We start from the raw sequence: 12,887 nt of genomic DNA on the forward strand, positions 1-12,887 counted from the left end.
TGTTTATGAATGCTTCTCGATAACACACGGCATAATGCACGCCGTGATGAACAGTAAATGAACAAGGCGAGCGACGTGTTGAAGAAATCCCTGTTCCAGTTGCACTGGTTTTTCGGCATCAGTGCCGGGCTGGTCCTGGCGTTGATGGGCGTTACCGGGGCGGTGGTGTCGTTCCAGGATGAAATCCTGCGGGCCTTGAATCCACAGGTGCTGATGGTCGAGAAGCAGCCGGCCGGCGTCCTGCCGCCCGCCGAGTTGGTGGAACAGATCGAGGCCACCTCCGGCAAGACCGTCGCCATGCTCTGGGTCGAGACCGACAGCGGCAACGCCGCGCGGGTGATCTTTGCGGCGCCTCCTGGGGAAAAACGTGGCGCCATGCGCTATTTCAACCCTTACAACGCCCAGTTCATGGGCGATGTGACGGGCCAGGACTTCTTCGGCTTGATGCTCAGGTTGCACCGCGTCCTGACCCTGGATGATGTCGGTCGGCAAATCACCGGTGCCTGTACGCTGATCCTGGTGTTTTTCTGCCTGTCCGGGCTGTACCTGCGTTGGCCGCGCCAATGGAAAAACTGGCGCGCCTGGCTGACCCTCGACTGGGGGAAAAAAGGCCGGAGCTTCAATTGGGACCTGCACTCGGTGGCGGGCACCTGGTGCCTGGCGTTCTATCTGCTGGCGGCGCTGACCGGGCTGACCTGGTCCTACGAGTGGTACAACAAAGGCGTGACCCGCCTGCTCTCCGATTCACCGAAAGAGGAACGGGTGCGCAATCGCGGCCCGGCGCCGAGCGGTCCACTTCCCGCGGCCGATTACCGGGCCATGTGGAGCAGCATCTACAGCGCCGCCGGCCCGGGGCTGTCGGCCTATAACGTGCGCATGCCGCCCGTGGCCGGGCAGCCGGCGACGGTGTTCTACCTGCTGAAAAACTCGCCCCACGACCGGGCGCTGAACCAGCTCACCCTCGACCCGGCCACCGGCGTCATCAGCCGGCACAGCCGCTACAGCGACAAGAGCCTCAAGGCGCAGTTGCTGACCAGTGTCTATGCCTTGCATGTCGGCAGTTACTTCGGCCTCGTCGGACGGATCCTGGTGACCGTCGCCGCGCTGACCATGCCGCTGTTCTTCATCACCGGCTGGTTGCTGTACCTGGACCGCCGCCGCAAGAAACGCCACGTCAGAAACGCCCGCCAGGCCATTATCGCCAACCCGGGCAATGCCCCGGCCTGGCTGATCGGCTTCGCCAGCCAAAGCGGTTTCGCCGAGCGACTGGCCTGGCAGACCGCCGGTCAACTCCAGGCCGCCGGCTTGCCCGTGAAGGTCCAGCCACTGGCCGGTGTGCGTGAGCAGGACCTGAACGACGCCACCCATGCGCTGTTTGTCGTCAGCACCTTTGGCGACGGCGAAGGGCCGGACAGTGCCCGCGGTTTCGAACGCAAGGTGCTGGGCCAGGCCCTGAGCCTGGAGCGCCTGCAGTATTCGGTGCTGGGCCTGGGCGACCGGCAATATGAACACTTCTGCGGCTTCGCCCGGCGCCTGCACGCCTGGCTGGCGGAACACGGCGGCAAGACCCTGTTCGCGCCGGTGGAAGTCGACAGCGGCGATCCTTACGCCCTGCGGCACTGGCAACAACAATTGGCAGAGCTGACCGGCCAAGCCCCGCTGGACACTTGGCAGGCACCAAGCTTCGAAAACTGGACCCTCAGCCAGCGCACCCTGCTCAACCCCGACAGCAGCGGCTCGGGCGTATACCTGCTGGGCCTCACCGCCCCCGGCCCGAGCAGTTGGCTAGCCGGTGACCTGGTGGAAATCCTGCCGCGCAATGACCTGCTGGCCATCGAGCATTTCCTCGACGGGCTCGGCCTCTCCGGCCACGCGCGCGTGCAAGTCGATGGCCTGTCCCAGAGCCTCGACCAGGCCCTGGCGACCCGACAACTGCCGGAAAACCGCGCCCATCTGGTCGGCCTGCATGCCCAGGCGCTGGTGGATGCCCTGGCACCGCTGGCGATACGCGAGTACTCCATCGCCTCGATCCCGGCCGACGGTATGCTGGAGCTGATCGTGCGCCAGGAACGTCACGCCGACGGCAGCCTGGGCGTCGGTTCCGGCTGGCTGACCGAACACGCACCACTGGGCAGCGCCGTCAGCCTGCGGCTGCGCCGCAACAGCAGCTTCCATCTGCCGGCCCAAGGTGTGCCGATGATACTGCTGGGCAACGGCACTGGTCTGGCCGGCCTGCGCAGCCTGCTCAAGGCACGCGTCACCGAGGGCATGCAGCGCAACTGGCTGCTGTTTGGCGAGCGCAACCGCGAACACGATTTCCACTGCCGCGATGAGTTGCAGGAATGGGTGACCTCAGGCGACCTGGAACGCCTTGACCTGGCCTTCTCCCGGGATCAGAAGCAGAAAGTCTACGTCCAGGACCGCCTGCTGGAATCGGCCGCGCTGCTCAAGCAATGGCTGGCCGACGGCGCGGTGATCTATGTCTGCGGCAGCTTGCAGGGCATGGCATCCGGGGTGGATCATGTGCTCAACAACGTGCTGGGGCGCGAGGAAGTGGAGCGGCTGATCGAGCAGGGGCGGTATCGACGGGATGTCTACTGACAGACACCCATCTTAAGTACCCCTTGTGGGAGCAAAGCTTGCTCGCGATAGCGGACTGTCAGCCAGCCATTTATTGACAGATGTACCGTTATCGCGAGCAAGCTTTGCTCCCACAGTGGCTTTTCCCACAGAGGTTCCTGGCGCGACTGACAGTCAAACCGGCTGCAACTTCTTCTCGAACACCGCCACACCTTCCAGATCCCGCAGCACCACGCTCATCTCCCCGCTTGGCCCGTCGATGTTCACCTCGCCAAAGAACTGATACCCGGCAAACGGCGAGGTGTTCTGGGCCGGCGGAGCTTTCTGGAACACCACTTCGGGGCCGAAGGTCTTGTCCAGGGCATTGGGCCCGAAGCTGCCGGCGTTCAACGGCCCGGCGACAAACTCCCAGAACGGTTCGAAATCCTGGAACGCGGCTTGTTCAGGATGGTAATGATGGGCGGCGCAATAGTGGACATCGGCGGTGAGCCAGACGTAGTTGCGCACCTGATGCTTGCGCAGGTAGCCGAGCAGTTCGGCGATCTCCAGTTCACGCCCCTGGGCCGCGCCCGGGTCACCGTTGGCGACCGCTTCCCAGCGCGGCACGCCGGGGCTGACCTCGCCATCCGGCACACCGAGGCCGATGGGCATGTCGGCGGCGATGACTTTCCATTGGGCACGGGATTGCTTCAATTCACGCTTGAGCCAATTCAACTGCTCACGCCCCAGGAACGGCTTGGCCGCGCCGAGGTTGGCGTCGTTGGCTTCGCGGTAGCTGCGCATGTCCAGCACGAACACATCCAGCAGCGGCCCGTAACCGAGCTTGCGGTAGATCCGTCCGCCGCCGTCGGCCTTCTGCAGACGCATCGGCGCGTATTCCAGCCAGGCTTGTCGCGCGCGCCCCACGAGGCTGTGGATATCCTTGGTCTGGTAGCGCTCGTCCAGTTGCTTGCCCGGCGACCAGTTGTTGACCACCTCATGGTCGTCCCACTGCCAGATCTGCGGCACTTCGGCGTTGAAGCGACGAACGTTTTCGTCCATCAGGTTGTAGCGATAGTTGCCGCGATACTCATCCAGGGTCTCGGCGACCTTGCTCTTGGCTTCGGTGGTGAGGTTGCGCCAGATGCGTCCACCCTCGGTGGTGATTTGCGCCGGCACCGGGCCGTCGGCGTAGATGGTGTCGCCGCTGTGGATAAAGAAATCCGGCAGACGCAGGCGCATGGCTTCGTAGATGCGCATGCCGCCGATGTCCGGGTTGATGCCGAAGCCCTGGCCGACGGTATCGCCGCTCCAGACAAAACGGATGTTGCGCTTGAACTGCGGCACGCTGCGCAGGTGACCCAGCCAGGGTTCGCTGGCGACACCGCTCTGGGCGTCTTCGAAATGCACCCGGTAGAAAATCGCCTGGTCGCGGGGCAGCCCGGTGAGTTCGACCCGGGCAGTGAAATCGCTGCGGGCGTCGACCATGGGCGAGACGAAGCGGCGGGGATTGCTGAACTTGCTGCGGGTGTCCCACTCCACCACCATCCGCGCCGGACGGTCGCTGCGGCTCCAGATCATCGCCCGGTCGCCCTGCAAGTCGCCAGACTGCACACCGTCGGTGAGCACCGGCCGATCCTTGACCGAAGCCATCACCGCCGGCGCCAGCCCCGGCAACAACAACCCCGCCCCCACGGCTTGCATCACACGACGGCGGCCCAGGTCGAATTCGCTCATGGTGTTCTCCCTTGAAATGGGGAAACTTAAGCATGGCTCTGTGAAGTGGGTGTGACAGGACCTCATGAACTCAGCAGAACGAAATGTGGGAGCGAGCCTGATCGCGAAAGCGGTGTATCAGTCGACAAACAGGCTGTCTGACACTCCGTTATCGCGAGCAGGCTCGCTCCCACAGTAGGCACAGCAGTGATCAGGCCTTGGCCGGCTCCAACGCCATCTCCACCACTTCCGGCCGCTTGAGCAGCGCATACGCCACCCCCGTCAGCAGGCTCCCCGCCACGATCGCCAGCAGGTACAACAATGCATGGTTGATGGCGTTGGGGATCAGCATCACGAACAGGCCGCCGTGGGGGGCCATGAGCTTGCAGCCGAAGTACATCGACAGCGCACCGGTCAGCGCGCCGCCGGCGATGCTGGCCGGGATCACCCGCAGCGGGTCCTTGGCCGCGAACGGAATCGCCCCTTCGGAGATGAAGCACAGCCCCAGCACCAGCGCGGCTTTACCGGCCTCGCGCTCGGTCTGGGCGAATTTGCGCCGGGCGATGAAGGTGGCGATACCCAGGCCAATCGGCGGCACCATGCCGGCGGCCATGGTCGCGGCCATCGGTGCATAACTCTGGGAAGCCAGCAGTCCCACCGAAAACGCGTAGGCGGCCTTGTTGATCGGCCCACCGAGGTCGACACACATCATCGCCCCCAGCAGCACGCCCAGCAGAATCGCGTTGGTGGTGCCCATGCTGTCGAGGAAATGAGTCAGGCCTTCGAGCATGCCCGCCACCGGTTTGCCGACGATGTAGATCATCACCAGGCCGGTGACCAGGCTCGCCAGCAGCGGGATGATCAGGATCGGCTTGAGCGCTTCCAGGCTCTGGGGCAGGCGCGCGTAGCGGTTGATCGCCTTGGCCACGTAACCGGCCAGGAAACCGGCGATGATCCCGCCAATGAAACCGGCGCCCAGGGTGCTCGCCAGCATCCCGCCGATCATCCCCGGCGCCAGGCCCGGACGGTCGGCGATGGAATAGGCGATGTAGCCAGCCAGCAGCGGCACCATCAATTTGAACGCGGTGTCGCCGCCGATCTGCATCAGCGCGGCCGCCAGCGTGCCGGGCTCCTTGAAGGCGGTAATGCCGAACACAAACGACAAGGCGATCAACAGACCACCGGCCACCACCATCGGCAGCATGAACGACACGCCCGTCAGCAGGTGCTTGTAGACGCCGGTCTTCTCCGATTTGGCCGGGGCGCTGGCACCGCTCGACGCGCTTTCCTGACGACCTTCGACCAGCGCTTTGTTCAGCGTCGCTTCGGCCTGTTTCAAGGCGATGCCCGTGCTGCAGCGGTAGATCTTCTTGCCGGCAAAACGCTCGGTGGCGACCTCGATGTCAGTCGCCAGCAGCACCACGTCCGCCTCGGCGATGGCCTCGGCGCTCAACGGATTGCGCGCACCGACCGAACCCTGGGTTTCCACTTGCAGGTCGTAGCCGAGCTTCTTCGCTGCCTGCTGCAATGCTTCGGCGGCCATGAAGGTATGAGCAACGCCCGTTGGGCATGCGGTGATGGCAACCAGGCGCGGCGCACGCTCGGTCGACACCGCAGGTACCTCCTCCACGACATCCGAGGCGAGAAAAACCTCGGCCTCTTCGGCGCCGCGACGCAGCACCGAATCGACGTCTTGCAGGGCCTGGGCCGGGGTGCTGCGGAACAGGCGTTTGCCGACGAAGCGCGACATGTCCATCGGGCCGCTGGCAACCAGCAGGACCCATTCGGCCGCTTCGAGGGTCGCCGCCGACAACTGGCTTTCCGGGTGGGCCGTGTCATGGACTTCAACACTGGTGCTCCAACCCTGGCGCTGCGCCGCGGCGTCCAGCAGGCGGGCGCACAACACACTGGTGACCATGCCGTTGGGGCAGGCCGTCACAATGGCTAGTTTCATTCTTGCTAACCCTCTTATTGTTCTGTCAGGGGGCGCACGCGCACGCCCTGTTCAAGCGACGCCAGCAACGCGGTGTCGTGGATGCCAAAACCGATCTGCGTGACCGCCATGGCGGCGATGGCCGTGGCGGTGCGCAGCGTCTGTTCCGGGGTGTCGGCGCTGAGCAGACCGTGCAGCATGCCCGCCAGCAGCGAATCCCCGGCACCCACGGTGCTGGCGACGCTGACCTTGGGTGGCGAAGCATGCAGCGCCGTACCGACACTGAACCAGTTCACGCCATCGGCGCCGTGGGAAATCACCACATGTTCGACGCCCTGGGCATGCAGGCGCTGCGCCGCTTGCGCCTGGGCCGCTTCGCTCACCACCTCGCAACCCAGCGCGTCGGCCAGTTCCTCGGTGTTCGGCTTGATCAGCCACGGCCCCGCCGCCAGGGCGACGCGCAAGGCTTCGCCACTGGTGTCGAGGGCCACGTTCAGGCCGAGTGTTTTCAAGCGCGTGATCAAGGCCTGCAACCACTGCGGGCTGACGCCCCGGGGCAAGCTGCCCGCCACCACGACAACGTCGTGACCGGGGGCGATTTGCTCAAGACGCGCAAGCAAGGCGTGCTGTGCGGCTTCATCAACCACCGGGCCGGGGCCGTTGAGGTCAGTGATGCGTCCGTCCTGCTCGGCCAGTTTGATATTGCTGCGAGTTTCGCCGGGGACACGGATAAAAGCATCGACAAAACCACGCTGGGCAAACAGCGTCTCGAACACCTGGGCATTGTCTTCGCCCAGAAAACCACTGACCGTCAGCGTATGGCCGAGATCGGCCAACACCTGAGCCACGTTCACACCCTTGCCGGCGGCGTGGGCGTGCATGGCGTCGCTGCGGTTGACCTGCCCCGGCTCCAGGCGCGCCAACTCCACCGTGAGGTCGAGCGCCGGGTTGAGGGTCAGGGTAAGAATCTTCGCCATTACAGCGCCTCCACTAATGCGCGCACGTCATCGGCGCTGCCCACGGCCAAAGCCTCTTGGGCCAGGGTTTGTACTTGCGCCAGGCTCAATTCGCGGACCCGCGCCTTGACCTCGGCAATGCTGCGGGCCGATACACTCAGTTCGTCCACACCCAGGCCCACCAGCACTGGCACCGCCAGCGGGTCGGCCGCCAGTTCGCCACACACACCGACCCATTTGCCATGGGCATGGGCAGCGCGCACGGTGATGTCGATCAGTTGCAGCACCGCCGGGTGCAGGCCATCGGCCTGGGCCGAAAGGGTCGGGTGACCACGGTCGATCGCCAGGGTGTATTGCGTCAGATCGTTGGTGCCGACGCTGAAGAAATCGACTTCCTTGGCGAGCACCGGCGCCAGCAACGCGGCGGACGGCACTTCGATCATGATCCCCAGTTGCAGGTCCGCCACGGGGATTTCCTGGCGCAGGCGCTCGGTCATGTCCCGGGCCTGGCGCCATTCATCGACGCTGCCCACCATCGGGAACATGATCCGCAACGGACGGTTGTCCGCCGAGCGCAACAGGGCACGCAGTTGCGCTTCCATGACCTGCGGACGCTGCAAGGTCAGGCGGATGCCGCGCACGCCGAGGAACGGGTTTTCTTCTTTCGCGATCGGCCAGTACGGCAGCGGCTTGTCGCCGCCGACATCGAGGGTGCGCACCACCAGCGGTCGACCGGCCAGACCGTCGAGCACCTTGCGGTATTCGGCTTCCTGGGTCGCTTCGTCCGGCGCCTGGGTATGGGCCATGAAAATCAGTTCGGTGCGCAACAGGCCAATGCCTTCGGCGCCCTGCTCCACCGCGCTGGCAACACCAGCGCTTTCGCCGATGTTGGCAAACACTTCCACGGCATGACCGTCACGGGTCTGCGCCGGTTCGTGGCGCTGCTCGGCGGCGACCTTGAGGCGCTGCTCGCGGGTGTCGCGTTCCTCTGCTGCCCGTTGCAAGGTAGCGGCGTCAGGGTCCACGTGCAGGCGACCGCGCTGGCCATCCAGCAACAAGGACGTGCCCGGCGCCAGCAGCAACACCGCGGCACCGGCACCCACCAGCGCTGGAATGCCCAAGGCCCGGGCAACAATGGCGCTGTGGGCGGTGGCGCCGCCACGGGCGGTGAGAATCCCCGCCACCCGCGTCGGGTCCAGGCGGGCCACGTCGGACGGACCGACTTCGTCCATCACCAGGATGTAGGGTTGATCGGGTTCGTTCGGGGTTTCGACACCGCACAGTTGCGCCAGCACACGACGGCCGACGTCTCGCAGATCGGCGGCACGTTCGGCCAGCAAGGCGTCCTGCAAGGCTTCCTGTTCTTTCGCGGCGGCTTCAACCACCCCCATCCACGCCGCTTGCGCACTCTCGCCCAGCTTCAAGCGGGTGTCGACTTCGTCGCTCAGCTCCGGGTCGTCGAGCATTTCCTGGTGGGTGATGAAGATCTCGCGGATGGCCTTGGCCTTGGCGCGCTCAATCAACCCTTGGATATCACGGCGCACCTGGCTCAAGGCGTTTTGCAGGCGCTCGCGCTCGATGGCCGCCGACTCACCGCGCAACGGGTAATCGATGGCCTGCAATACCTGGATGTGGGCCGGGCCGATGGCGATGCCCGGGGCGGCGGCGACGGCCTGGATCAGGCTGCCGGATTCGGGCGCCAACACGACAGTCGCCACTTCGGCTATCACGGTTTCCCGCGGCGCACTCGGTGGCGGCAGCGGTTCGACTTCTTCGCCAAGGCCTTCTTCGATGGCCGCCAGCAGGGCCGGCAACGCATCGGCGGCAATGCTCGGCTCGGCGATGAACTCCAGGACCTGGCCGCGACGGGCGCCCAGGCTCAACAGTTTGCTCAGGCTCTTGGCCGACACGGCGCTGTCCTGGCCATCGACGATGCGCACGCGGATCTCGCCTTCGAAGCTTTTCGCCAACTGGGCGAGGATCTTCGCCGGGCGTGCATGCAGGCCATGGGCATTGGCCAGGCCGATGCGCGCGCTGGGCCAGTCGGCGGGCAATTCGCCGCCGAGCACTTCCAGCACCTTGCGGCTGCTGGTGGCGCGACCCAGTTCGTGGCCACGACCCTCGATCAGCAAGGCGCAGAGTCTTTCCAGCAAGGCCTGGTGAGCTTCGCCGAGGCTGGCGAGGCAGAACAGCCCGCTCAACGGTTGACCCAGGTAGCGGATGGGTTTGTCCGGCGTGACGAACGCCAGGCCCGGACGCTTGACGGTCTGTTCGCTGTGCAGCCACCACAAGCCATCGCCCAGGGGCAGCGCATCGACTTGCTGCAACACCCCGGCAAAGCCATTGCTCACGCAATCGGCCTGGCGCAGCAAGCGGGCGCCGCGCCATACCAGTTCTTCAAAATCGTCAGCCGACACACCGAGGCCGATCATCTGGGCATCCAGCGCCAGCTCCTGCGGCGCGCCTTGCAGCAGCTTCAGCAACGCTTCGGCGGAACCGGCACGGCGCAGGGCCTGGCCCAGGTCGGTCTCGCCGAGGGCGCGGGTCAGCAGTTGCAGCAGGCGCAGGTGTTCGTCGGACTTGGCCGCGATACCGATCGCCAGGTAGACGATCTGACCATCGCCCCAATCCACACCCTCGGGGAATTGCAGCAGGCGCACACCGGTCGAATGAACCAGGTCGCGGGTCTGCGGAGTGCCATGGGGGATGGCAATACCTTGGCCAAGAAAGGTCGAGCCCTGGGCTTCGCGAGCCTGCAAGCCGGCGAGGTAACCCTCAGCCACCAAGCCATCGGCCACCAGTTTGTCGGCGAGCAGTTGCAGTGCAGCGTCTTTATCCACAGCCGTCTGAGCCATGGATATCTGCTCTAGAGTGAGCTCGAGCATGCTTTCTCCTTTTTGGCGTCCGGTTGGCGCCAGGTATTGTTTTGAATGAATCAGCTTAGCGTTGCAGGATGATTTTTGGCGTGATCACGGCAGAAGGGCCAAAAATCCTGCTAGCCTTGAAAATACGCTTGCTGAAACGTTTAATCTAGAAAGATTGGCACGTTACTCGATAATCTCTCATCCTTGAAGTGCAACTTGTCGTAAGCGCTTGGACGGTGACCGTCGGCTTGAATCGGGTAGGATGGCCCTTATTGTCGGGGCTAACTCGAAAAAACAAGGAAAACCGGGTTGAAACTCAGTGATATTGCCCAACTGGCCGGTGTGTCCGTGACCACCGCCAGCTATGTCATCAACGGCAAGGCCGAACAGCAACGCATCAGCAGCGCCACCGTCGAACGGGTGCGGGCGGTGGTCCTGGAACACGGCTTCACGCCCAATCCCCAGGCCGCCGGGCTGCGCAGTCGCCACACCCGCACCCTGGGTTTTATCCTGCCAGACCTGGAAAACCCCAGTTACGCACGCATCGCCAAGCTGCTGGAACAAGGGGCACGAGCGCGGGGCTACCAGTTGCTGATCGCCAGTTCCGACGACGCACCCGACAGTGAACGGCAACTGTTGCAGTTGTTCCGCGCCCGGCGCTGCGATGCGCTGATCGTCGCCAGTTGCCTGCCGGCCGGCGACGACAGCTACCTGCAGTTGCAGGCCAAGGGCATTCCGATCATCGCCATCGACCGGGTCATGGACCCTGCGCGGTTCTGCTCGGTGATCAGCGACGACCGCCAGGCCAGCCTGCAACTGACGCGCAGCCTGCTGCAGACCCACCCTCGGCAAATCGCGCTGATCAGCGCTCGTCCCGAGTTGAGCATCAGCCAGGAACGGACCGCCGGTTTTCGCGAAGCCTTGGCCGGGTTCGAGGGCCAGGTACTGATCGAGCATGGCGAGTCGTTCAGCCGTGAATGCGGTCGCCAGTTGATGGATGAAATGCTCGCACGCCTGGGGCATCTGCCTGATGCGCTGATCACCACGTCCTACGTGCTGCTGCAAGGGGTGTTCGACGCCCTCCACGATTTCCCGCTCAAGTCGCGGCCGCTGCGCCTGGGCACGTTTGGTGACACGCAGTTGCTGGACTTCCTGCCGCTACCGGTCAATGCCATGTCCCAGCAGCACCAACTGATCGCCGAAAAAGCCTTGGAGCTGGCCCTGGCGGCCATCGAAAACGATGACTACCAGCCAGGCGTGCAGGCCATCGCGCGGACGTTCAAGCAGCGTATTCACCAGGGCTGAAGCTTCTTCAGGATTGATGCATGGAGTTGATCGATACCCATACCCACCTGGATTTTCCAGACTTTGACGCGGACCGCCCGGCACTGCTGGCCGAAAGCCGCGCCGTGGGCGTGCGGCAAATGGTGGTACTGGGCGTGTACCGGGACAACTGGCAGCGGGTCTGGGACCTGGTGCAAAGCGACCCGGACCTGCATGCCGCACTGGGCCTGCACCCGGTGTATCTCGATCAGCACCGACCCGACGACGTGGCGCTACTGCGCGAGTGGCTGAGCCGCCTGGCCGGACACCGGCAATTGTGTGCGGTGGGGGAAATCGGCCTGGATTACTACATCCCGACCCTGGACCGCGAACGCCAGCAGGCGCTGTTTGAAGCACAACTGCAACTGGCGGTGGAGTTCGAGCTGCCGGCGCTGATCCATGTACGCCGCAGCCATGCCGACGTGATCGCAACGCTCAAGCGCATGGGCCCCAAACGCGCAGGAATCATCCACGCCTTCGCCGGCAGTTTTGAAGAGGCCCGCGAGTACATCAAGCTCGGCTTCAAGCTCGGCCTGGGCGGCGCCGCGACCTGGCCCCAGGCCTTGCGCATGCACCGGGTGCTGGCGAAATTGCCGCTGGACGCGGTGGTGCTGGAAACCGATTCCCCGGACATGGCCCCGGCGATGTTCCCCGGCCAACGGAACAGCCCGGCGCATTTGCCGGCGATTTGTGAGGCGTTGGCCGGGATCATGGCGATCAGCGCCGAGCAACTGGCCGAGGCCAGCACGGCCAACGCGCGCCGACTGTTCAACTGGTGATCCCTTGTGGGAGCGAGCTTGCTCGCGATAGCGTCCCATCAGTCGACAAATAGGTTGCCTGACACTCCGCTATCGCGAGCAAGCTCGCTCCCACATTGGATCGGTGGTGGGCCCTGGGAATCACACCCGAAACGCATTGATCAACTGCTTGAGCTGCACCACCTGGGCAGACAATTCGCGGCTGGCGTCTTCGGTCTGGTGGGCACCTTCGGCGGTGCGTTCGCCGGCGCGGTTGATCTCGACGATGTTCTGGTCGATGTCATGGGCCACCGCCGTCTGCTGCTCTACCGCGGCGGCGATCTGCTGGTTCTGGTCGACGATCATGCCGACGGCGCCGAGGATATTCTCCAGGGCCTGCTGGACCTTTTCCGATTGGCTGACCGTGCCACTGGCCATCTCATGGCTGGTGCCCATCGCCTTGACCGCAGCGCCGACACCACCATGCAGACGGGTGATCATCGCTTCGATTTCTTCGGTCGATTGCTGGGTTCGCTTGGCCAGGGTCCGCACCTCATCGGCCACCACCGCAAAGCCGCGCCCCTGCTCACCGGCCCGGGCCGCTTCAATGGCGGCATTGAGGGCCAGCAGATTGGTCTGCTCGGCGATGCTCTTGATCACATCCAGCACGCGACTGATGGCCTGGCTGTCGGTCGCCAGTTGATTGATCACCTGCACGGACTGGTCGATCTCGCTGGCCAAGCGGGCGATGCTGCCCTGCTGGGATTCCACCAACCCGCGCCCACTGAGGGTTTCGTCG

Annotated in this window: 7 protein-coding genes and 1 pseudogene; 3 read left to right on the forward strand and 5 right to left on the reverse strand. The window is 64.5% G+C overall.

Annotation, left to right across the window (positions count from 1 at the left end; all coding sequences use genetic code 11):
* Positions 1-75 precede the first annotated feature (75 nt).
* Positions 76-2,601 (forward strand): PepSY domain-containing protein, encoded by a 2,526-nt coding sequence (locus tag AB4O22_RS22440; protein ID WP_212795856.1) that lies wholly within the window; start codon positions 76-78, stop codon positions 2,599-2,601.
* A gap of 153 nt (positions 2,602-2,754) precedes the next feature.
* Here AB4O22_RS22440 and AB4O22_RS22445 read toward each other — a convergent pair whose 3' ends face one another.
* From AB4O22_RS22445 to ptsP, 4 genes are all read right to left on the reverse strand, one after another.
* The gene (locus AB4O22_RS22445; RefSeq protein ID WP_003197749.1) at positions 2,755-4,296 is read right to left on the reverse strand and encodes an alkaline phosphatase D family protein; all 1,542 of its coding nucleotides are present in this window, start codon (positions 4,294-4,296) and stop codon (positions 2,755-2,757) included.
* Between the two features lie 190 nt (positions 4,297-4,486).
* A complete protein-coding gene (locus AB4O22_RS22450; RefSeq protein WP_027911982.1) occupies positions 4,487-6,229 on the reverse strand; it encodes a PTS fructose-like transporter subunit IIB in 1,743 nt (580 codons plus the stop codon).
* Positions 6,230-6,243: 14 nt separating this feature from the next.
* Positions 6,244-7,185: a 1-phosphofructokinase gene (pfkB, locus tag AB4O22_RS22455; RefSeq protein WP_003197744.1), complete on the reverse strand. Its 942-nt coding sequence runs from the start codon at positions 7,183-7,185 to the stop codon at positions 6,244-6,246.
* Positions 7,185-10,049 (reverse strand): phosphoenolpyruvate--protein phosphotransferase, encoded by a 2,865-nt coding sequence (gene ptsP, locus AB4O22_RS22460; RefSeq protein ID WP_003197742.1) that lies wholly within the window; start codon positions 10,047-10,049, stop codon positions 7,185-7,187. The genes pfkB and ptsP overlap by 1 nt, the downstream gene beginning before the upstream one ends.
* A gap of 288 nt (positions 10,050-10,337) precedes the next feature.
* Here ptsP and cra point away from each other — a divergent pair, with 288 nt between their 5' ends.
* Positions 10,338-11,333, forward strand: coding sequence for a catabolite repressor/activator (cra, locus tag AB4O22_RS22465; RefSeq protein ID WP_003197741.1), 996 nt, complete (start codon positions 10,338-10,340; stop codon positions 11,331-11,333).
* 20 nt (positions 11,334-11,353) lie between these two features.
* Positions 11,354-12,130: a TatD family hydrolase gene (locus tag AB4O22_RS22470; protein WP_431092765.1), complete on the forward strand. Its 777-nt coding sequence runs from the start codon at positions 11,354-11,356 to the stop codon at positions 12,128-12,130.
* 120 nt (positions 12,131-12,250) lie between these two features.
* Here AB4O22_RS22470 and AB4O22_RS22475 read toward each other — a convergent pair.
* A pseudogene (locus AB4O22_RS22475) lies at positions 12,251-12,823 on the reverse strand (methyl-accepting chemotaxis protein); the annotation flags it as partial.
* Positions 12,824-12,887 lie beyond the last annotated feature (64 nt).

The organism is Pseudomonas sp. S3_B11, assembly GCF_054667715.1.

What these genes read in the sequence shown, in the direction of transcription:
- AB4O22_RS22445 (WP_003197749.1), bottom strand. Translation starts at nt 4,296, where the DNA reads ATGAGCGAATTCGACCTGGGCCGCCGTCGTGTGATGCAAGCCGTGGGG.
- AB4O22_RS22450 (WP_027911982.1), bottom strand. Translation starts at nt 6,229, where the DNA reads ATGAAACTAGCCATTGTGACGGCCTGCCCCAACGGCATGGTCACCAGT.
- pfkB (WP_003197744.1), bottom strand. Translation starts at nt 7,185, where the DNA reads ATGGCGAAGATTCTTACCCTGACCCTCAACCCGGCGCTCGACCTCACG.
- ptsP (WP_003197742.1), bottom strand. Translation starts at nt 10,049, where the DNA reads ATGCTCGAGCTCACTCTAGAGCAGATATCCATGGCTCAGACGGCTGTG.
- AB4O22_RS22470 (WP_431092765.1), top strand. Translation starts at nt 11,354, where the DNA reads ATGGAGTTGATCGATACCCATACCCACCTGGATTTTCCAGACTTTGAC.